Consider the following 19,371-nt stretch of genomic DNA (forward strand, 5'->3'; position numbering starts at 1 on the left):
GTGTCTCCCTATCCCAGATCTATGTGTTCCACGTCGCCGCGGTCGCGGTCACGGGTGTCGCGCGGCCCGCGGGGGGCGGGCCTGCTCAGCGCGTCGAAGGCGCCGCGCACCGCGGCGAACAGCTCGCCGCCCGCGGCCACCAGGTGACCGGTCACGTCGGAGCCCGACTCCCGCTGCGCCGCGATCGCCCGGCACACCGGGCAGGCGCGGCAGATGTACTCGTCGTGGGGCTCGGACACCGCCTCGCTCCACACGTCCTGCTCCTTGCGGGCGCCGCCGCCCGTGAAGGAGTTGTAGACGGTCCTGCCGACCTGGCGCGTGGCGCGCCCCTGGATCGTCTCGAACAGCTTGCGCGCCTCGTCGGCCACGGTGCCGATGGGGTCTCTGTCGTTGTTGTCGGTCATCTGGCCCTCCCTGCGTATGGTTCGCTCATCCTGCTCAACTCATTCGGAGCCGGATTCGCTCCCCACACTGAACCGTATTCTCAGCGCGCCGTCGCGGAGCACGGCGGAGCCGATCTTCCTGCGGGCCAGCGCCGCGGGCAGCGCGAGGATCCGGCGGTACGGGCCGGCGGTGATGATGAGCTCGTCGCCCTTGCGGGCCAGGTCGACGTCGTCGTGGTCGGCGCCGGGCAGGGCGAGCGTCAGCTCGTCGGCGCTGAGCCGCAGCGGCGGCTCGACGGCGGGCGCGGCGAACGGGTCGGTGTCCCCGTAGACGGAGGCGCCCACCTCGGCCAGCGCGCGCCGGCCGACCGGCTCGGCCGGCAGGTACGGCACGGTGTGGACGGGCAGCGGCGCGAACGACTCCTCGGCCTCGGCCAGCAACCTGGCCTGGGCGCTCACCCAGTTGGCCCGCCACTCGTCGGCGCCGCCGGCCGGGAAGACCCGGTTGGCGATGACGGCGTCGACGCGGTAGCCGTACAGGTTGAGCGAGGTGAGGGTGCGCCTGGCCTCGGCGAGCACCACGGCCTCGGGGGTGAGCACCAGCCGCACGGACGCGCTGTCGCCGGTGAGCAGCTCGCGCACCTCCATCAGCCCGCGGTGGAAGCGCTCGGCGGCGTTCATGACGTCGTCGTCCGGCGCGCTGATCCGGGCCACGCTGCGCATGAACGGCGAGACGACCTTGACGAGCTTGCGGCCGACCGGCATGAGCCTGGTGACGTGCCAGTCGAGCGCCTCGGGCAGCGCCAGCAGCCGCAGCGTCTCGGCGGTGGGTGCGCAGTCGATGACGATGACGTCCCAGGCGCCCTGGCGGGCGTGCTCGCGCAGTTCGAGCAGGGCGATGACCTCCTCGGCGCCGGGCAGCACGGTGATCTCCTCGGAGGTGATCTCGTCGAGGCCCAGCTCGGTGAGCACGCCCCTGGCGTAGTGCTGCAGGTCGCCCCAGTGGCGCTCCAGGGTCTTCTGCGTGTCGACCTGGTGCAGGTGGAGGCCGGGCGCGATCTCGCCGGGCTCGACGGCGAGCGCGTCGGCCAGCGAGTGCGCGGTGTCGGTGGAGACGATGAGCGTCTTGAGCCCGCGCTCGGCGGCCAGCGTGGCGGTCGCGGCGGCGGCGGTGGTCTTGCCCACGCCGCCCTTGCCGGTGAAGAGCAGGACGCGGGGGCTCACCGGGTACGGCCCTCGACGCGCTTCTTCAGGCCCTTGAGCGCGGTGTCCACGATCACCTTCTCGGCCTTGCGCTTGATCATCCCGATCATGGGCACCGTGAGGTCGACGGTGAGCTCGTACGTCACGTCGGTGCCACTGCCCGTCTCGGTGAGCTGGTAACTTCCGCGCAGGTCGCCGACCATCTTGCCCGGCTCGACCACCTGCCAGCGCACGCCGTCGTCGCCGTCCCAGGCGTAGGCCAGGGTGTAGGTGTCGTTGATCACGCCCGCGTCGAGGACGAACCGCACCTGCTCGGGCCGCCCGTCGGCGCCCGTGCTGACGACCTCGGCGCGCTTGATCGATCCGGCCCATTCGGGATAGGCGGGGAAGTCGGCGATGACCGCCATGACCTCTGCGCGGCCGGCGCCGATGGTGGTGCTCGAAGTGGTGCGATCAGCCATGCGACCACCGTAATGCAGAATCCGCCCGTTGCGGCGGAGCGCCGGTCACGGGCCGCCCGGCTCACCATTCCAGGACGAACGGCTCTCCTCTCCCGCGGAAGTGGCCGACGTTCACGCACTCGGTGCGGCCCACGCGGGCGCGGCGGTGGAGGGGCTGGTGGACGTGGCCGAACAGGGCGTAACGCGGCTGGGTGCGCCGGATGGCGGCCAGCGTGGCCTCGCTGCCGCGCTCGAAGCGCCTGGCCACGACGTCGTAGAGCAGCTCGGGCAGGGCGGGCGGGATGTGGCAGCACAGCACGTCGACCTCGCCGATCGCCTCCACCTTGGCGGCGTACTCCTCGTCGCCGATCTCGTACGGGGTGCGGTAGGGGGTCTTGAGGCCGCCGCCGACGAAGCCGAAGCGCAGGCCGCCGATCTCCACCACCTCGCCGTCGAGCACCTGATGGCCCGGTTTGAGGTAGTCGGGCCACAGGCGGGGAATGTCCACGTTGCCGTAGGTGAGGTAGGCGGGGGTGGGCATGGCCGCGAAGAGGGTGGCGTACTGGGCGCGCACGTTGCGCTCGATGTGCTCGCGCGGGTCGCCGTCGAGGGTGGCCCACAGGCGCGCCGACATGGCCCTGGCCTCGTCGAAGCGCTTGGCCGTGCGCAGGGCGATGAACTCGGCGGCCCGCTCCGCGCCGAACAGGTCGGCGAAGATGCCGTTGGCGTGGTCGTCGTAGTCGATGAAGAGGATCAGGTCGCCCAGGCACACCAGCGCGTCGGCGCCCTCGCCCGCGCGGGCCAGCGCGTCGGCCCTGCCGTGCACGTCACTCACCACGTGGACCCTCATGGGGAAATCCTAGGTGGGACGGCTGCTAGCGTGATGAACGCCCTTCATAACGCTCCCATGACGATGCTACCGGCGCGTAACTTAAGGCGGTAACGTCCAGGCGGTCCCCGTAGAGGAGTTGAAAGTTCGTGCGCGAGTACAGCGTCCCCGTCCTGGTCGATGTGCCTGCCTCAGCAAGCCTGCCCGACACGGTCTTCGACCGGGCCGAGCGGGAGCCCGGCACCGTGATCATGCGCCGCAAGACCGAGGACGGCTGGCCCGTCGTGACCGCGGGCGAGTTCCGCGACCAGGTGGTCGAGGTGGCCAGGGGGCTCATCGCGGCCGGGATCGAGCACGGCGACCGGGTCGCGCTGATGTCGCGCACGCGTTACGAGTGGACGCTGGTCGACTACGCCCTGTGGTCCGTCGGCGCGGTCACCGTCCCGATCTACGAGACCTCGTCGGTGGAGCAGGTCCGGTGGATCCTGGCCGACAGCGAGGCCAAGGCGGCCTTCGTCGAGCTCGACGCGCACGAGGAGACCGTGCGCGAGGCCGCGCCCGAGCTCAAGGCCGTGTGGCGGGTCGAGGGGCGGCTCGACGCGGAGGGCGTGCCCGGCTCGGCCGTCGAGGAGCGCAGGAAGCAGGTCGTCGCCGCCGACCTGGCCACGATCGTCTACACCTCGGGCACCACCGGCCGTCCCAAGGGCTGCCGGATCACCCACGACAACCTGCTGTTCACCGCGCTCAACGTGCTGCGCGGGCCGCTCGACCCGCTGTTCAGCTCGAACGCCCCGGCGGCGCTGCTGTTCCTGCCGCTCGCGCACATCTTCGCGCGGATGATCCAGGTGGTGCTGGTCGAGGCCGGCGCGATCATGGCACACACCCCGAACATGAAGAACGTCGCCCCCGATCTCCAGGACTTCAAGCCGACGTTCCTGCTGGGCGTGCCGCGCGTGTTCGAGAAGGTCTACAACGGCGCCGAGCAGAAGGCCGCCGCGGGCGGCAAGGGCAAGATCTTCGCCCGCGCCGTCGACGTGGCGGTGGCCTGGAGCAAGGCCGAGGCGTCCGGCGGCGCGCCGCTCGGCCTGCGGCTGCGCCACCTGCTGTTCGACCGGCTGGTCTACGCCAAGCTGCGGGCGGCCACCGGCGGCCGGCTGTCGGCCGCCGTCTCCGGCGGCTCGGCGCTCGGCGACCGGCTCGGCCACTTCTTCCGGGGCGTCGGCATCGAGGTCTTCGAGGGCTACGGCCTGACCGAGACCTCCGCCCCCATCTCGGTCAACATGCCGGGCGCCAACAAGATCGGCACGGTCGGCAAGCCGCTGCCCGGCGTCGCGGTCCGCATCGGCGACGACGGCGAGATCCTGGCCAAGGGCCGCAACGTCTTCCACGGCTACTGGAAGAACGACGCCGCCACCGCCGAGGCGGTCGACGCCGACGGCTGGTACCACACGGGCGACGTGGGCGAGCTCGACGCCGACGGCTACCTGCGCATCACCGGCCGCAAGAAGGAGATCCTGGTGACGGCCGCGGGCAAGAACGTCGCCCCTGGCCCGCTGGAGGACGCGCTGCGCGCCCACCCGCTGGTGTCCCAGGCGATGATCGTCGGCGAAGGCCGCCCGTTCGTCGCCGCGCTGGTCACGCTCGACCCCGAGGCGACGCCCGCCGGGCGCGGCGCGGCCGAGCTGCGCACCGACCCGGCGATCCTGGCGCAGGTCCAGGAGGCCGTCGACCGGGCCAACGGCATGGTGTCGAAGGCCGAGCAGATCAAGAAGTTCACGATCCTCGACGCCGACCTCACCGAGGAGAGCGGCCACCTGACGCCGACGCTGAAGGTCAAGCGCAACCTGGTGATGCGCGACTACGCCAAGGAGATCGACGAGCTCTACCGCCACTAGCCGTCAGGCGGCCCCCACCAGCTCACCGGCCGGCTCATCGGCCGGGTCGCCGGCCCGCTCGGTCGCAACCAGGATCGCGGCCAGGGCCTGGCGGGTGGCCTGGAGCTCGGCCAGCTGCTCGTCCAGGCCGGTGAGCCGGCCGCGGAGGGCGTCGAGGGTGCACGCGTCCAGCACCTCGCCGGAGCCGGAGGCGCACGGGAGCACGTCCTTGATCACTTTGGTCGGCAGGCCCGCGGCGAGCAGCGTGCGGATGCGCCGGACCACGACGGGCGCGTCCGTTCCGTAGCGCCGGTGACCGCCGTCGGCCCGGTACGACGTCAGCAGCCCCTGCTCCTCGTAGTAGCGCAGCAGCCGGGGGCTGACCCCGGTCTCCGCGGAGAGCGCGCCGATCTTCACGTGATGCTCCTCACACCCGCTTGCATCTCACATCGATGTGAGCTTCTAGCGTGACGTCCATGAGAGAAATTCCTCGCGAAACTGTACAGACGTTCACCATTGGCGGAGACCTGGAGGTGCGCCGGATCGGCTACGGGTCGATGCGGCTGGCCGACGCCCCCGACCCCGCGCGCCCGGCGATGGAAGCGCCCATCTGGGAGGCGCCGGCGGACCGGGCGGGCGCCGTGGCCGTGTTGCGCCGGGCGGCCGAGCTGGGCGTGAACCTCTTCGACACCGCCGACTCCTACGCGCTCGGCGCCAACGAGGAGCTGATCGCCGAGGCGCTGCACCCGTACGGGGACGGCGTGGTGGTGGCCACCAAGATCGGCGTGCTGCGGCCCTCCCCCGCCGAGTGGGTGCCGCTCGGCCATCCGGCCTACCTGCGCCAGCAGGCCGAGCTGAGCCTGCGCCGGCTGCGGGTGGAGCGCATCGACCTGCTCCAGCTGCACCGCCTGGACCCGGCCTACCCGCTCGCCGACCAGATCGGCGCGCTCAAGCAGCTCAGGGACGAGGGCAAGGTCCGGCACATCGGCCTGTCGGAGGTGAGCGTCGAGGAGCTGCGCCGGGCGGCGGAGATCACGCCGATCGCGGCCGTGCAGAACATGTACAACCTGGCCACCCGGCAGCACGAGGACGTCGTGGACCACGCCGCCGCGCACGGCATCGCGTTCCTGCCCTTCTTCCCGATCGCGGCGGGCTCGCACGCCGGGCCCGGCACGCCGCTGGCGGCGGTGGCGGCCGAGATCGGCGTCACCCCGGCCCAGGCGTCGCTGGCCTGGCTGCTGCGCCGCTCCCCCGCGGTGATCCCGATCCCGGGCACCTCCTCGATCGGGCACCTGGAGGAGAACGTGGCGGCGTTGTCGGTCGAGCTCTCCGACGAGCAGTACGACCGGCTGTCGGCGGCGGTCGCTTGAGGCCGCCGCCCGCGAGCGGGGGCGCGGCGCGGCCCCTCGACCGGTGACGGGCCTCATCTCGGGACGGGCCGTGCCTCCGCCAGGACGAGCCGGCCCGCCCGTTCCGACAGCGCCTGCCTGGCCGCCTCCGGCAGGCCGGTGTCGGAGACGACCACGTCGGCCTCGCCGAGCTCGGCGATCGTGCTGATGCCGACGGTCCCCCACTTGGTGTGGTCGGCCAGCACGACGAGCCGGGAGGCCGCCTCGACCAGCGCGCGGTCGGTCTCGGCCTCCATCATGTTGGGGGTGGTGAAGCCCGTCCGCGCGGTCATGCCGTGCACGCCGAGGAAGAGCAGGTCCACGTTGAGCCGGCGGATCGCGGCGACCGCGACCGGGCCGACCAGGGCGTCGGAGGGGGTGCGCACGCCGCCGGTGAGCACGACCGTCTGGTCGGGGCGGCCGGCGTGCTGGAAGACGTCGGCGACGCGGACGGAGTTCGTCACGACGGTCAGGCCGGGGACCTGGCCCAGGTGGTGGGCGAGCGTCCAGGTCGTCGTGCCGGCCGACAGGGCCACGGCCGTGCCGGGGCGGACGAGCGCGACGGCGTGCCCGGCGATGGCCTGCTTCTCCGCCTCCTGCTGCACGGACTTGGCGGCGAAGCCGGGCTCGTTCGTGGCGCCGATCGTGGTCGCGCCGCCGTGCACCTTGGCCAGCAGGCCGCGCTCGGCCAGCAGCTCCAGGTCACGCCGGATCGTGATGTCGGAGACGCCGAACGTGCGCACCAGGTCCACGACCCGGACGCCGCCGTTCTGCCGGACGAGGTCCAGGATCGCCTGCTGACGCTGCGGGGCGAGCATCGCATCACCAGATCCCAACAGGTTCCGACACATCCCGTCCGCATCATGACATGACACCGACCTGGTGAATGCGTCGAAAACGTCATGAAACAGTGCGTTGACAGCGGTAGGGCTTCGTCTTTCGATGAATGGGTGTGAGCGAACTCGGGGGAATCTGAAGGGTCCGGCAAGGAGGAACCACCATGGACCGACACATGCCGATCTCCCGCCGCCGTCTACTGCTCGGAGCCGCCGCGTTCGGCGTGCCCGCCGTCCTCGTCGGGTGCGGATCCGGCAGCCCCTCCACCGGGCCCGGCAGGTCGTCCGGCGCTGGGACGGGCACGGTCACGATCGGCTCGAACGCCTCCGACGAGGTCCCCAAGAAGGCCCTGGAGACCGTGCTCAAGGGCTTCACCCAGGCCGTCCCGAAGGTCAACACGGTCGACCACAACACGTTCCAGGAGAACATCAACCGCTATCTCAAGGGCACGCCCGACGACGTGTTCACCTGGTTCGCCGGTTACCGGATGCGCTTCTTCGCCGAGCAGGGCCTGGCGACCGACATCTCGGACGTGTGGCGGGAGATCGGCGGCGACTACACGCAGGCGTTCAAGGACCAGTCGACCGGCACCGACGGCAAGCAGTACTTCGTGCCGTTCACCTACTACCCGTGGGCCGTCTTCTACCGCAAGAGCCTGTGGCGGGCCAAGGGGTACGAGCCCCCGCGGACCCTGGACGAGTTCACCGCCCTGGCCAGGAGGATGAAGGCCGACGGGCTGGTCCCGATCGCGTTCGCCGACAAGGACGGCTGGCCGGCGATGGGCACGTTCGACATCCTGAACATGCGCACGAACGGCTACGACTTCCACATCTCGCTCATGGCCGGCAAGGAGTCGTGGACCGACCCCAGGGTCAGGCAGGTCTTCGACACCTGGCGGGGGCTGATGGAGTACCACCAGCCGGCCGCGCTCGGGCGTACCTGGCAGGAGGCCGGGCAGTCGCTCGCGCAGAAGAAGACCGGCATGATCCTGCTCGGCATGTTCGTCGCCCAGCAGTTCCCCGAGGCCGACCGCGACGACCTCGACTTCTTCACCTTCCCCGAGATCGACCCCGCCCACGGCACCGACTCGATCGACGCCCCCATCGACGGCTACATGATCTCGGCCAAGGCCAGGAACGTGGACGGCGCCAAGGCGCTGCTGAAGCACCTGGCCAAGGGCTCGTCCCAGAACGAGGCGACCAGGCTGGACCCGGGCACGCTGGCCTCCAGCTCCAAGGCCGACACCAGCGGCTACAGCGCCCTGCAGAAGCGCGGCGCCGAACTGGTCTCCCAGGCCACCCACCTGGCGCAGTTCCTCGACCGCGACACCCGGCCGGACTTCGCCTCCACCGTGATGATCCCGTCCCTGCAGGCGTTCGTCGGCGCGCCGGACGAGATCGACTCCCTGCTGGCGGGCATCGAGAAGCAGAAGGCCAACATCTTCCGCTGATGGCCGTCAAAACCCGTCGCTACTCCGCCCGGGACGTGACCGTGCTGGTCATCGGGCTGGGGATGGCCGTCATCGTCAACGTGGGCCTCATCTGGGGGCCCGCGCTGGCCTCCGTCGCGCTGTCCGGCACCGACTGGAACGGCATCGGGCCGATCGAGTGGGTGGGCGGGCGCAACTACCACGACCTGGCCACCGCGTACCCGCCGTTCTGGTCGGCGGTGCGCAACAACGTGTTGTGGCTGGGCTTCCTGGGGCTGGTCGCGACGCCGTTCGGGCTGTTCTGCGCGGTGCTGCTGGACCGGCGGCTGCGCTGGTCGCGGGTCTACCAGAGCGCGCTCTACCTGCCGGTCGTGTTGTCGCTGGCCGTGGTGGGCTTCATCGCCCAGCTCGTCTACTCCTCCGACTACGGCGTGCTGAACGCGGTCACCGGCCTGACCGTGGACTGGCTGGGCGACCGGTCGATCAACATCTGGGTCGTGATGGTCGCGGCCGGCTGGCGGCACGTCGGCTACGTGATGATCATCTACCTGGCCGGGCTCAAGGCCGTGGACCCGGCGCTGAAGGAGGCCGCCGCCATCGACGGCGCCACCGAGGCGCAGGCCTTCTTCCGCGTGGTGTTCCCGACGCTGCGGCCGGTCAACGTGATCGTGCTGGTCATCACCGTGATCGAGGCGCTGCGCGCGTTCGACGTCGTCTACGCCGTCAACAAGGGCAGGAACGGCCTGGAGCTGCTGTCGGTGCTGGTCACCGAGAACATCGTGGGCGAGGCCGGCCGCATCGGCTTCGGCTCGGCCATCGCCGTGATCCTGCTGGTCATCTCGCTGGGGTTCATCGTCACGTACCTGTCGCAGTTGTTCATGGAGGAGCGATGACGCTCACCGCGCCCGCCGCCGCTCCCCCGGCGCAAGGCCGGCGGCCGCCCGCGCGCCGGCCCGTGCGGCCGATGCGCGTCCTGCTGCACGCCTTCCTCGCGCTGGTCGCGCTGGGCTGGGTGCTGCCGCTGGCCCTGTCGGTCTACGCCTCGCTGCGGCCGTACGAGGAGACGGCCCGGCTGGGCTACCTGTCGGTGCCCGAGCACCTCACGCTCGGCTACTACGCCGAGGCGTGGAGCCAGGCCGAGCTGCCCCGCTACTACCTGAACACGCTGATCATCGTCGTCCCCGGGGTGCTGGTCACGCTGTTGCTGGCCTCGTTCACGGCGTTCGCCGTCGCGCGGGTGCGCGTCCCGGGGCGCAAGGCGCTGCTGATCGTGTTCACCGCCGGGAACCTGATGCCGCCGCAGGTGCTCATCACCCCGCTCTACACCCTCTACACGCTGGTGCCGCTGCCCGCCTGGCTGTCGGACTCCCAGTCGCTCTACGACTCCTACCTCGGGCTGATCCTCATCCACGTGGCGTTCCAGTTCGGCTTCTGCGTCTTCGTCATCGCGAACTTCATGCGGACGATCCCGGAGGAGATCACCGAGGCGGCGCTCGTGGACGGCGCGAGCGTGTGGAAGCGCTACTGGCGGCTCACCCTGCCGCTGTGCAGGCCGGTGCTGGCGGCGCTGGCCACCCTGGAGTTCACCTGGATGTACAACGACTTCCTGTGGGCGCTGGTGCTGATGTCCTCGGGCGACAAACTGCCGGTGACCTCGGCGCTGAACAACCTGCGCGGCCAGTTCTTCACCGACTACAACCTGCTGGCGGCCGGGTCCCTGCTGGTGGCGCTGCCCACGCTGGTCGTCTTCCAGCTCCTGCACAAGCAGTTCGTCGCCGGGCTCACGCTGGGCTCGACCAAGGGCTAGGTGTTCTGGTCCCATGAGGTCGATCAGGAGGGGCGGAGCAGGGCGTGGAAGCGGGTGGCGACCTGCTCCCACGTCCACTCGCGGGTGATCCAGTCGCGGCCGCGGGCGCCCATCTTGCGCGCCCGCGCGGGGTCGGAGAGCAGGTCGACGACGGCCTGGGCGACGTCCGCGACGTCCGAGCCGTCCACGACCAGGCCCGTCTCCCCGGGCCGGACGGCGTCCGGCGCGCCGCCGGAGTCGCCCGCGACCACCGGCAGGCCGGTCGCCGACGCCTCCAGGAAGACGATCCCGAGGCCCTCGACGTCCACGCCGTTGAAGCGGGTGCGGCAGGGCATCGCGAAGACGTCGGCCGCCGCGTAGTAGCCGGGCAGGCTCGCGGCGGGGACCGTGCCGGTGAACCTGATCGACTCGTGCCCGCCCGCCAGGCGCTCCAGCCGCGACCGGTACGGGCCGCCGCCCACCAGCAGCAGCACCGCGTCCGGCACCGCGCGCAGCACCCTGGGCCAGGCCCGGATGAGCTGGTCCTGGCCCTTGCGCGGGACCAGCCGGGACACGCAGGCCACCACCGGCCGGCCGTCGAGGCCCAGCTCCGCCTTGGCGGCCCCTGGGTGGAACTGCTCGACGTCCACGCCGGGCGCGAGGCGTACGAGCTTGTGCGGGGGGATCGCCGCGGCCAGGCGCTGCCGCGTGTAGTCGCCCAGGTAGGTCACCACGTCGGCGTGCGCGCCGATCCTGCGCAGCACCGAGCGGAAGCCCGGCGCGCCCGCCCACGACGCCTCGTGGCCGTGGGTGAGCATCACCACCCGCCGCGCGCCCGCCGCGCGCAGGCGGGGGGCGAGCAGGCCGAGCGGCGCGGCCGCGCCGAAGACGACGGTCTCGGCGCGGTGCTCGGCCACCAGCCCGGCCGCCCTGCGCGCGACGGCCGGAGTGGGCAGCATCAGCCGCGTCGGGTGCCGGACGACCCGGTACGGCTGACGCCGGTCGAACTCCTCGCATCCCGGCCAGGCGGGGGCGTAGACGGCCACGCCCGGCGTGCGGAGCGCGAGTCCGTGCACGAACGACTGGATGCCGCCCGGCCTGGGCGGGAAGTCGTTCGTCACGAAGACCACGTCGGTCACGGTTCGGGGACGCCGTTCAGTCTCGCCCACGAGCGGGCCAGGGCGATGCGCTCGGGGCTGGAGGGATGGGAGGCATAGAGCACATATTCCACCGCATCCGGCGACAAGTCGGAAATGTTGGTTATGGCGAGGCGTTTCTGCATCGCGACGAACGTGGCCGGATCCCTGGTGAGGTCGAGGGCGTGCACGTCGGCCCGCGCCTCCACGTGCCGCGTGATCAGGTTCTGGGCCGGGTCGGAGACCAGCGAGGCCAGCGTCATCAGCCCCATGAGCACGCCGATGGCGCGCGGGTCGGCCACCGAGGCGATCCCCGTACGCCGCCGCAGCGGCCCGACCAGCAGGAACAGGCCGATCGCGCCGAAGGCGGCCAGCAGGCCGCCGAGCAGCGTGCCGTCGAGCACGTCGGCGTGCTTGGCGTGGCCCAGCTCGTGCGCGACCACCAGCTCGACCTCCGACTCCGGCGCCTTGAGCAGCGTGTCGTACACGACGATCCGGCGGGTGGCCCCGAAGCCCGACACGTACGCGTTGAGCGCCGTGGTGCGCCGCGAGGCGTCGGCGACCAGCACGTCCTCGACCGGGACGCCGTCCCGCTCGGCCATGGCCAGCAGCTCCGACCGCAACGAGCCCTGCGGCATGGAGGTGAAGTCGTTGAACAGCGGCTCGAACACCACCGGATAGACGTACGACACGCCCAGGGTGAGCGCGAAGGCGCCCACGGCGGCCGGGATCCACCAGCGGCGCACCCTGCGCGCCAGCGCCACGAGGGCCAGCAGCATGACGGCCGTCAGCAGCACGCTGACGCCGGTGTTCTTGAGCCGGTCGGCGGTCCAGCCCGCCCAGTCCTGGGTGGACAGGCCGTAGTCGCGCAGGATCGTCTCGAACCACATGCCGAGCGGCCACCTCAGCACCTCGGTGATCGCGGTGAGCACCACCACACCGAGGAGCACCCGCACCCACCACGGGCCCCTGAGCACGCCGAGCACCTTGGCCGCGAACGGTGTCAGGACCAGCAGCCCGGCGAACAGGACCGTGAGGCCGAGCGAGATGTAGCCGGGCAGGGTCGTGGCCGCGTCGAACGCCTGCGCCCTGGCGATCTGGGCGCCGCTGAAGTCGCGGGCGGGGTCGGGGGCGACGGCGGGCGCGCCCGCCGCCAGGACCCGCCAGGGGGTGGTGAACGCGGCCACCGCCAGGATCACGCCGCCGACCAGGACCAGGGCGGCGCCGGCCGCGCGCCTGGAGCGGGATTCCGCGCGTTGGCGTTCGCGGGCGATCAGGTGCTCCGCCGTTCCCGTCAGCTTGCCGGTTCCCGGACGGGGGTCGGCGTCCTCGGTGAGGGGGACGGCGGGGTCGCCCGCGCCCTCGCCGGCCTGCGCGGGGGCCGAGGCGTCGGCGGCGGGGGCGCCGGCGCGGGTCGCGTGGGGGCGGTCGTCGGGGGTGGGGGGCTGGGGGTGACGGGGGTCCTCGGTGTCGGGGTCGGCGTCCGCGTCAGGGCGGGCGTCCGGGCGGGCGTCCGGATCGTCCGGGTCGTCGGGGTGTCCCGGGGATTCGGGGGGCTCGTTGGTGCCGGACGGCTCCTGCGGCGCACCGTCGCCGGGCCGGTCTCCGCCGTCGTCCCTGATGGCCACACCTCCGCCGTGCGCCGCCGTGCCGGGCTCGTCGGCCACTCCGGCGACCGCTCCGGCGGGCTCGTCCCCTTCCCGGGGCGGGTCGTTCCGCTCGCTCATCTGCCTCCCCTTCACGCGAGCTGCTCTCGTACGTACTCGCGCCACCGTGCCGCCAGCGTCTCGGCGGTGAGCCCCACGGAGGCGAGCGCCTGATCGACGCCGGCCACGCGGGCATCACGGTAGAGCCGTACCAGGGTCCCGTCACCGAACCGGTCTGCGAGGAAGCGACACGCCATCCAGGCCTCCTGGTACGCCCGCGCGAGCCGTCCGGGGTCGGCCGCCGTGGGGGCGAAAGCCGCAGGTCCGGGCAACTCGCTCGGCAGCCGGCCGGCCCGTACGTCGGCGGCCAGTTCGGCGGCGGCCGTCCCGACGGGTAGCCCGGCGTCGCGGTAGGCCACGTAGTCGGCGAACCCCTCGTAGAGCCAGACGGGCAGCCGGTCGGTGCCCGCGGCGACGTGGGTGAGCTCATGGGTGAGGACGACGTCGCGTCCCGTGGGGGTGAGCCGGGCGAAGGAGCCGGGCACGACGATCACCCTGGCGCCGTCGGCCACCGCGGCCAGCCCGTCCAGCGGGCCCGTGCCCGCCAGCCCGGCCGCCTCCGCGTCGGAGTCCGGCACGACGACCAGCGCGCGTACCGGCCGGCCGAGCACCGCGGACACCCGCGCTCCGGCGAGGTCCGCGCGGCGGGCCAGATCGGCGAGCACGCCGGGGTCGGCGCGATGCCCCACGACCACGGACCGTGCGCCGCGGGCCACCTGACCGCCGTCGCTCCACAGACCGCGCGCCCCGGCGGGCAGGACGGCGGCGGGCGGCGCGTCGGCGACCACGAGAACCGCCGCCAGCAGCAGGACCGAGAGGAGCAGGCGCGGACCGCGGAGGGACGGACGCACCTGCGAGGACACGGCCCGATGCTAGTAGGCCCACGCCCCTCCCGGCCCCTTCACGAGACCGGCCCCTTACGAGACCAGCCCTTCACGGGCCCGGGCATGCGACAGGCCCCGGCCCGGACCGGGGAGGGTCCGGGCGGGGCCCGTTGTCACGCGCCGGGACGCACCGCGCCGACGAACGACGACTTCCGCCATCCGCCCAGTTTGTCGATGCGCACCCGTTCGCCGGTCCGCGGCGAATGGACCATCTTGCCGTGGCCGACGTACATGCCGACGTGGCCCAGCCCGTTGAAGAACATCAGGTCACCCGGCTTGAGATTGCGCCAGGAGACCTTCCGCTTGATGCGGGCGAACTGGCTGTTCGTCACGCGCGGGAGTCGTACTCCGGCCTTCTTCCAGGCGTACTGGACGAGTCCGGAGCAGTCGAACGCACCAGGGCCCGTGGCCCCGTACCGGTACGGGTCGCCGACCTGATGCTTGGCGACGGCGACGGCCCTGCGGGCCCTCGACGCCTGCCGCGCGGCCTTCGCCGACTTCGCGGACCTGACGGTCTTCGCCGACTTGGCCGACTTCGCAGTGGCCGCCTTGGCGGTGCTGGACACCGCGGTGAGCCTGACGGCCGATTCGCTCACCGTCTGCGCCCCGGCCGGTACGGCATGGAGAACCGCACCTCCGGCCGTCACGGTCATCGTGAGTGCGACGCCCCTCAGGGCGAGACGGGACAGACGGGGGTTATGCAGGGAGGTAGACAGGATTTCTCCTTGTGTCTTCCACGAACGCCTACCGGGTTAGCTGACGGATTCGGGCCTGGAAGTCGCCCTACGGCGCGATGGCGCGCCGATTCACCCCTGATCCCGGGGGATTACGGGATCTTTGGGTCCCCGGCTCCGTGCCTCCTGGCTGCACGGACTCGGCAGGTCGCCACCCGATGTTGTGCCTGAACGGGGATATCGGCGGCGACCGCTGGATTTCTCTCTGGTCCACATCGGGGGTTCCGATGTCGATCCGCGGTGCGCATGGCTTGCTGACCGCGACGCCAGAAACTACGCCGAGGGGTCAAGATTTGGCAAAGGGAGACACGGCCTGTAAAGATCAGATAAGGGTGGGAGTCAAGGGTGAAACCGCTGCTGGAACCGAGGGTTCCGTTACAGGTTTGTGACCCTTCTCACACTTCCCGGCACACCTGATTGTCAGGGCGCTTTCGCCCCCTTTGTCCCATTCGCCCCAGGGATCACGCACACCGGTCGGGCGGGGCCGAGTCAGGGGCGGATGGCTCCGACGAGAGGGCGGCCGTAGTCGGCGAGGCGGACGACCTTGACGACGTCACCCGTCTGCGGCGCGTGGACGATCTTGCCGCCGCCCGCGTAGATGCTGACGTGCCCGAGCCCCTCGCTGAAGATCAGGTCCCCCGGCTGGAGGTCCTTGAGGTCCACCTTGCGGCTGGCGCCCCAGGCCCACTGCTGCCAGGTCGTACGCGGCAGCGAGACGCCGGCGGCGCGCCAGGCGGCCTGGGTCAGCCCTGAGCAGTCGTAGCCGCGCGGGCCCGTGCCGCCGAAGATGTACGGCTTGCCGACCTGGGCGAAGGCGAAGTTGAGTACGGCGGCCGCGCTGCCCGAGGCGGGACCGGTGTACTTGATGCCGGTGCTGTTGGGGTTGCCCGGGTTGTAGGCCCCCAGCTTGTCCAGGAGCTTCTTCTGCTGGCCGACCAGCTTCAGCACCTCGGCCCGCTCCTTCTGGACGGCGTCCCGCTCCTTGTCGGCGTCGGCCAGCGCGGTCTCGGCGTTGTCGCGCTCGGCCTTGAGACCCTTGTTCTCCCGGTCGAACGCGGCCAGCTTCTCCAGCCGCTCGCGCGAGAGCTGCCCGGCCATGGCCAGCCCGGCCAGCAGGTTCTCGGGGTCGTTGACGCCGACCATGCCGGGCAGGGAGGTGACGTCCCCGCCCAGCTTGTACGAGTCCACCGCCACCTTGATGATCTCGGCGCGGAGGTCGGCGACCGTCTGCAGCTTCTGCTTGTAGCGGTCGTTCAGCCTGGTGTAGGCGTCCTTGGCCTTCTTGTAGTTCTCGGTCGCCGTGTTGTACCGGTCGACGACCTTGTCGGCCTTGTCGTTGAGCTTGTCCAGCTTGGCCTTGGCCTGTTTGAGAGTGGGCTTGGGATCAGCGAGCGCCGCACCCATCGGGACCGTCATCAGTCCGATCGCGAGACCCGCGGCCACCGCCACCCGGCCAAACCTCACAGCGTCGCCTCCCAGGGATTACACCTGGGGCGAAATAGTACAGAAGTGGCGGGTGGCGTCTCGCCAATAGTGCTAATTCGTAACTTATGCGCGGCCCAACCGGCGCAGCAGCAGACCGGACGGAACCGGTCTGGCACCCATCCGGCGTACGGACTCGGCCACCTCGCGGTCGGAGGAGACGACGGCGATGGCCCGGCCGGGCGGCTCGGCCCGGACGAGCTGGCGGATGAGGTCGTCGGCGATCTCCCCCGGCGCGCTGAAGAGCACCCGCACCCCGCGTGGCGCCACCACCTGCACCGGCGCGTTGAGCTCGGCGCCGTCGAAGACCACCGTCACCTCGACGCGGGTCTGGGCGACCAGCCCGCCGAGGCCGGTCATCAGCCGGTTGCGCTGGTCGGCGAGGGTGAGCGTGCCGTAGCCGGTCTTCGTGACGTTGTAGCCGTCGATGATCAGGTGCACCTGCGGCAGCGCCAGGAGCTGGTCGAGGAGCTGCGGGTCGTCGTCGGCCAGGGCCCGCGCGGGCACGCCGCGCACCCCCGGACGCTCGCCGGTGCTGGCCGCGACCGAGTCGGCGGGCCTGCTGATCGTGGTGGGCAGCGCCAGCTCCCTGCGCAGCCCGGCCGAGGCGTCCTGGAGGGCGTCGAGCAGCACCCTGATGCGGGCGTCCTCGATGCTGCGGCCCTCGCGGGCGGCCCGGCGGGAGGCTTCGAGCTGCCTCTCCACGTCGGCCAGGCGCTCGCGCAGGCGGCGCAGCTCGGCCTCGCCCGCGTTGCCGGCGGTGGAGGCGGCGTGCCGGGCGTCGTCGGCGGCCTGTTCCATCTCCTCGGCCCTGCGGGTGGCGGCCTTGGCCCGCTCGCGGGCGTCGTGGAGCTTGCGCCGCAGGTCGGAGTTCTCGGCGCGGGCCGCCTTGATCTGCTCGCGCAGCCGGTCGGCCTCCTCCTTGGCGGCGCTCTTCTGGGCGGCGAGCTGCTCGCGCAGCCGCGTCACGGCCTCCTCGCGCTCGGACCCCTCGGCCGCCACGGCGGACTGCTCCAGGTCGGCGCGGGCGGTTTCGATCATCTCCGCCCAGCCGGGCGGTCTGGTGAGATAGGCTGCGGCAGCCACCAGCACGGGGTCGGCGGCGGGCGGCACACTGCCCTCGGCCAGCGCGGCGACCAGCTCGGGCCACCCGGCGGCGACGGACTCGGCGACCAGTTCGCGGAACTTCTTGTCGTTCTCCAGCTGCGCGGCGATCGGCGCGCTGCCCAGCTTGGCGCGCTTGCGCGGGTCGAACTTGGCGATGCCGCGCAGCGGCGGCGGCACGGAGACGGCGGGCATCGTGCCGAGGACCTGCGCGGCCAGGTCGACGACGTTGAGGCGCACCTGCTCGGGAAGCGGGCGAGACAGGCCTTCACCCGCTGAACTCATCCCACTTGTCCCTTCGTGACATGCCCTTTCAGACAAGGGTACGGCTCTTGCGTACCTGACCGTAACGGTCCCTTGAACCTAGACAAGCGCTTGGTAGGGGGTATACGACTGAGCCGGGGCAGCGGTCCGGCGCGGAGGTGAGCGGTGACGGAACAGATGCGCACGTCCACGCGTGACCTGGAGGAACTGCGCGAGCGGGCGTCCCGCTGGCTGCGCGGCCGGGTCGGCGGGGACGCCACGGTGTCGGAGCTGTCGCGGCCCTCCGGCAACGGCATGTCGAGCGAGACGCTGTTCTTCACCGCCACCTGGGCCGCCGGGACCCGGCGGTGCGTGGCCAGGCTCGCACCTGCGGCGGAAGCCGTCCCGGTGTTCCCCTCCTACGATCTGCGGGCCCAGTTCGAGGTCATGCGGCTGGCCAGGGAGAAAGCTGGGATCCCAGCGCCCAGGCCGCTCTGGTTCGAGCCCGACCCCGCGCCGCTCGGGACGCCGTTCTTCGTCATGGAGCGGGCCGAGGGCGACGTGCCGCCGGACGTCATGCCGTACACGTTCGGGGGCTGGCTGCACGACGCCTCCCCCGGCGACCGGCGGCGGCTGCAGGACGCGAGCGTCGGGCTGATGGCGGCGCTGCACGGGACGCCGTACACCGGACCGGACGTCGCGGTGCTCGGCCCGCTCGCCCCCGGCGGCACGGACGGCCTGCGCGCGCACGTCGAGGCCCAGCGCGCCTACTACCGGTGGGCGCACGGCGCACGGCCGATCCCCGTGCTGGAGCGGGCCTTCGACTGGCTCGGCTCACACTGGCCGGACGACCCCGGCCCCGACGTCCTGACCTGGGGCGACGCCAGGATCGGCAACGTGATGTACCGCGACTTCACGCCGGTGGCGGTGCTGGACTGGGAGATGGCCGCCGTGGGCCCGCGCGAGCTGGACGTCTCCTGGATGATCTTCCTGCACCGCTTCTTCCAGGACCTCGCGGTGGCGATGGGCCTGCCCGGCATGCCGGACTTCATGCGCCGCGACGACGTATGCCAGAAATATCGCGAAATGACTGGCTACGAGCCCCGCGACCTCGACTTCTACGAGATGTACGCCGCCCTCCGCCACGGCATCATCATGGCCCGGGTGTGGCAACGCAGGATCCACTTCGGCGAGCAGCCCATGCCGGACGACCCCGACGACCTGGTGCTCCACCGGGCCGCCATCGAGGAGCTGCTCACCCGCTAGCGTCGTACACCAGCAGCGCGATCTGCACCCGGTTGTTCAGGTCGAGCTTGGTCAGGATGCGCGAGACGTGCGCCTTGACCGTGGGCACGCTCATGAACAGCTCCCGCCCGATCTCGGCGTTCGACCTGCCCTGCCCCACGGCCAGCGCGACCTCGCGCTCCCGCTCGCTCAGCCGGCCGAGCAGCCCCCGCGCCCGCTCGGTGCGGTCGCGGCCGCCGCCGTCGGACACGTGCGAGATGAGCTGCCGGGTCACCGCGGGCGACAGGATCGGCTCCCCCGCGGCCACCCGCCTGACGGCGTCGACCAGGTCGCCGGGCGGGATGTCCTTCAGCAGGAACCCGGCCGCCCCCGCGCGCAGCGCCCGCACGACCTGGGCGTCGGCGTGGAACGTGGTCAGCACCACGACCTCGGGCGGCGCGGCGGTGCGGCGCAGCGCCTCGGTCGCGGTGAGCCCGTCGACGCCCGGCATGCGGATGTCCATCAGGACGATGTGCGGCCGGTGCTCGGCCACCCGCGACGGCACCTCGGCCCCGTCGGCCGCCTCGCCCACGATCTCGATGTCCGCGGCCCCGCCGAGGATCATCGACAGCCCGGCCCGCACCATCGCGTCGTCGTCCACGATCAGCACCCTGATCGGCGCGTCCATC

General features: G+C 71.8%; 19 protein-coding genes and 1 riboswitch. Of the genes, 6 read left to right on the forward strand and 13 right to left on the reverse strand.

The annotated features are described in order from the left end of the window. Positions 1 to 8: 8 nt before the first annotated feature. The 4 genes from AB0J71_RS00805 to AB0J71_RS00820 form a co-directional block, all read right to left on the reverse strand. Positions 9 to 404 carry a hypothetical protein gene (locus tag AB0J71_RS00805; RefSeq protein ID WP_364411793.1) on the reverse strand — a complete coding sequence of 132 codons (396 nt, stop codon included), beginning with the start codon at positions 402 to 404 and terminating at the stop codon, positions 9 to 11. A gap of 39 nt (positions 405 to 443) precedes the next feature. Then, entirely contained in the window at positions 444 to 1,607 is a 1,164-nt protein-coding gene (locus AB0J71_RS00810; RefSeq protein WP_352322919.1) for an ArsA family ATPase, read from the reverse strand. Beyond that, positions 1,604 to 2,047, reverse strand: a complete 444-nt coding sequence (locus AB0J71_RS00815; protein WP_352322920.1) for an SRPBCC family protein — start codon at positions 2,045 to 2,047, stop codon at positions 1,604 to 1,606. The genes AB0J71_RS00810 and AB0J71_RS00815 overlap by 4 nt, the downstream gene beginning before the upstream one ends. A gap of 61 nt (positions 2,048 to 2,108) precedes the next feature. Continuing rightward, entirely contained in the window at positions 2,109 to 2,876 is a 768-nt protein-coding gene (locus AB0J71_RS00820; protein WP_352322921.1) for a metallophosphoesterase, read from the reverse strand. A gap of 128 nt (positions 2,877 to 3,004) precedes the next feature. Between AB0J71_RS00820 and AB0J71_RS00825 the strand changes: the two genes are divergently transcribed. Beyond that, positions 3,005 to 4,750, forward strand: coding sequence for an AMP-dependent synthetase/ligase (locus AB0J71_RS00825; RefSeq protein WP_364411796.1), 1,746 nt, complete (start codon positions 3,005 to 3,007; stop codon positions 4,748 to 4,750). 3 nt (positions 4,751 to 4,753) lie between these two features. On the opposite strand, the gene AB0J71_RS00830 is transcribed toward AB0J71_RS00825, so the two are convergent. Next, positions 4,754 to 5,146 carry a MerR family transcriptional regulator gene (locus tag AB0J71_RS00830; protein WP_352322923.1) on the reverse strand — a complete coding sequence of 131 codons (393 nt, stop codon included), beginning with the start codon at positions 5,144 to 5,146 and terminating at the stop codon, positions 4,754 to 4,756. A gap of 59 nt (positions 5,147 to 5,205) precedes the next feature. Between AB0J71_RS00830 and AB0J71_RS00835 the strand changes: the two genes are divergently transcribed. Further along, complete coding sequence (locus AB0J71_RS00835) at positions 5,206 to 6,099, forward strand: aldo/keto reductase (protein ID WP_364411798.1); 894 nt, start codon at positions 5,206 to 5,208, stop codon at positions 6,097 to 6,099. Between the two features lie 53 nt (positions 6,100 to 6,152). Here the strand turns inward: AB0J71_RS00835 and AB0J71_RS00840 are convergent, their stop codons facing one another. Further along, complete coding sequence (locus AB0J71_RS00840; RefSeq protein ID WP_352322925.1) at positions 6,153 to 6,935, reverse strand: DeoR/GlpR family DNA-binding transcription regulator; 783 nt, start codon at positions 6,933 to 6,935, stop codon at positions 6,153 to 6,155. A gap of 182 nt (positions 6,936 to 7,117) precedes the next feature. On the opposite strand from AB0J71_RS00840, the gene AB0J71_RS00845 reads away from it, so the two are divergent. The 3 genes from AB0J71_RS00845 to AB0J71_RS00855 are packed head-to-tail and all read left to right on the forward strand — an operon-like array spanning position 7,118 to position 10,190. Beyond that, complete coding sequence (locus tag AB0J71_RS00845) at positions 7,118 to 8,404, forward strand: ABC transporter substrate-binding protein (RefSeq protein WP_352322926.1); 1,287 nt, start codon at positions 7,118 to 7,120, stop codon at positions 8,402 to 8,404. Further along, positions 8,404 to 9,276, forward strand: a complete 873-nt coding sequence (locus AB0J71_RS00850) for a sugar ABC transporter permease (protein WP_364411801.1) — start codon at positions 8,404 to 8,406, stop codon at positions 9,274 to 9,276. Before AB0J71_RS00845 ends, AB0J71_RS00850 begins: the two co-directional genes overlap by 1 nt. Beyond that, complete coding sequence (locus tag AB0J71_RS00855; RefSeq protein ID WP_364411804.1) at positions 9,273 to 10,190, forward strand: carbohydrate ABC transporter permease; 918 nt, start codon at positions 9,273 to 9,275, stop codon at positions 10,188 to 10,190. The genes AB0J71_RS00850 and AB0J71_RS00855 overlap by 4 nt, the downstream gene beginning before the upstream one ends. A 23-nt stretch (positions 10,191 to 10,213) precedes the next feature. Here AB0J71_RS00855 and AB0J71_RS00860 read toward each other — a convergent pair whose 3' ends face one another. The 6 genes from AB0J71_RS00860 to AB0J71_RS00885 all read right to left on the reverse strand — a co-directional run bounded on the left by AB0J71_RS00860 (position 10,214) and on the right by AB0J71_RS00885 (position 17,500). Beyond that, positions 10,214 to 11,308, reverse strand: a complete 1,095-nt coding sequence (locus tag AB0J71_RS00860) for a glycosyltransferase family 4 protein (RefSeq protein WP_364411807.1) — start codon at positions 11,306 to 11,308, stop codon at positions 10,214 to 10,216. Further along, entirely contained in the window at positions 11,305 to 13,032 is a 1,728-nt protein-coding gene (locus AB0J71_RS00865) for a M48 family metallopeptidase (protein ID WP_364411809.1), read from the reverse strand. The genes AB0J71_RS00860 and AB0J71_RS00865 overlap by 4 nt, the downstream gene beginning before the upstream one ends. 11 nt (positions 13,033 to 13,043) lie before the next feature. Then, positions 13,044 to 13,874: a hypothetical protein gene (locus tag AB0J71_RS00870; protein ID WP_364411812.1), complete on the reverse strand. Its 831-nt coding sequence runs from the start codon at positions 13,872 to 13,874 to the stop codon at positions 13,044 to 13,046. 134 nt (positions 13,875 to 14,008) lie between these two features. Continuing rightward, on the reverse strand, positions 14,009 to 14,491 hold the full coding sequence (locus AB0J71_RS00875; RefSeq protein ID WP_352322932.1) for a C40 family peptidase: 483 nt from the start codon (positions 14,489 to 14,491) through the stop codon (positions 14,009 to 14,011). Between the two features lie 130 nt (positions 14,492 to 14,621). Continuing rightward, positions 14,622 to 14,785: riboswitch (cyclic di-AMP (ydaO/yuaA leader) on the reverse strand. A 333-nt stretch (positions 14,786 to 15,118) separates the two neighbouring features. Then, positions 15,119 to 16,045 carry an NlpC/P60 family protein gene (locus tag AB0J71_RS00880; RefSeq protein WP_352322933.1) on the reverse strand — a complete coding sequence of 309 codons (927 nt, stop codon included), beginning with the start codon at positions 16,043 to 16,045 and terminating at the stop codon, positions 15,119 to 15,121. Positions 16,046 to 16,177: 132 nt separating this feature from the next. After that, complete coding sequence (locus AB0J71_RS00885; RefSeq protein ID WP_352322934.1) at positions 16,178 to 17,500, reverse strand: NYN domain-containing protein; 1,323 nt, start codon at positions 17,498 to 17,500, stop codon at positions 16,178 to 16,180. Positions 17,501 to 17,644: 144 nt separating this feature from the next. Here AB0J71_RS00885 and AB0J71_RS00890 point away from each other — a divergent pair, with 144 nt between their 5' ends. After that, positions 17,645 to 18,724, forward strand: coding sequence for a phosphotransferase family protein (locus AB0J71_RS00890; protein ID WP_352322935.1), 1,080 nt, complete (start codon positions 17,645 to 17,647; stop codon positions 18,722 to 18,724). Here AB0J71_RS00890 and AB0J71_RS00895 read toward each other — a convergent pair. Next, entirely contained in the window at positions 18,714 to 19,370 is a 657-nt protein-coding gene (locus AB0J71_RS00895; RefSeq protein ID WP_352322936.1) for a response regulator transcription factor, read from the reverse strand. The genes AB0J71_RS00890 and AB0J71_RS00895 overlap by 11 nt on opposite strands. Between the last annotated feature and the right edge of the window lies 1 nt (position 19,371).

The organism is Nonomuraea sp. NPDC049637 (assembly GCF_040675235.1).
Classification (GTDB): domain Bacteria; phylum Actinomycetota; class Actinomycetes; order Streptosporangiales; family Streptosporangiaceae; genus Nonomuraea.

Excerpts from the sequence above, each read along its gene's own strand:
- AB0J71_RS00805 (WP_364411793.1), bottom strand. The coding sequence starts at position 404 with ATGACCGACAACAACGACAGAGACCCCATCGGCACCGTGGCCGACGAG.
- AB0J71_RS00815 (WP_352322920.1), bottom strand. The coding sequence starts at position 2,047 with ATGGCTGATCGCACCACTTCGAGCACCACCATCGGCGCCGGCCGCGCA.
- AB0J71_RS00820 (WP_352322921.1), bottom strand. The coding sequence starts at position 2,876 with ATGAGGGTCCACGTGGTGAGTGACGTGCACGGCAGGGCCGACGCGCTG.
- AB0J71_RS00835 (WP_364411798.1), top strand. The coding sequence starts at position 5,206 with ATGAGAGAAATTCCTCGCGAAACTGTACAGACGTTCACCATTGGCGGA.
- AB0J71_RS00840 (WP_352322925.1), bottom strand. The coding sequence starts at position 6,935 with ATGCTCGCCCCGCAGCGTCAGCAGGCGATCCTGGACCTCGTCCGGCAG.
- AB0J71_RS00845 (WP_352322926.1), top strand. The coding sequence starts at position 7,118 with ATGGACCGACACATGCCGATCTCCCGCCGCCGTCTACTGCTCGGAGCC.
- AB0J71_RS00850 (WP_364411801.1), top strand. The coding sequence starts at position 8,404 with ATGGCCGTCAAAACCCGTCGCTACTCCGCCCGGGACGTGACCGTGCTG.
- AB0J71_RS00855 (WP_364411804.1), top strand. The coding sequence starts at position 9,273 with ATGACGCTCACCGCGCCCGCCGCCGCTCCCCCGGCGCAAGGCCGGCGG.
- AB0J71_RS00865 (WP_364411809.1), bottom strand. The coding sequence starts at position 13,032 with ATGAGCGAGCGGAACGACCCGCCCCGGGAAGGGGACGAGCCCGCCGGA.
- AB0J71_RS00880 (WP_352322933.1), bottom strand. The coding sequence starts at position 16,045 with ATGACGGTCCCGATGGGTGCGGCGCTCGCTGATCCCAAGCCCACTCTC.
- AB0J71_RS00885 (WP_352322934.1), bottom strand. The coding sequence starts at position 17,500 with ATGAGTTCAGCGGGTGAAGGCCTGTCTCGCCCGCTTCCCGAGCAGGTG.
- AB0J71_RS00895 (WP_352322936.1), bottom strand. The coding sequence starts at position 19,370 with ATGGACGCGCCGATCAGGGTGCTGATCGTGGACGACGACGCGATGGTG.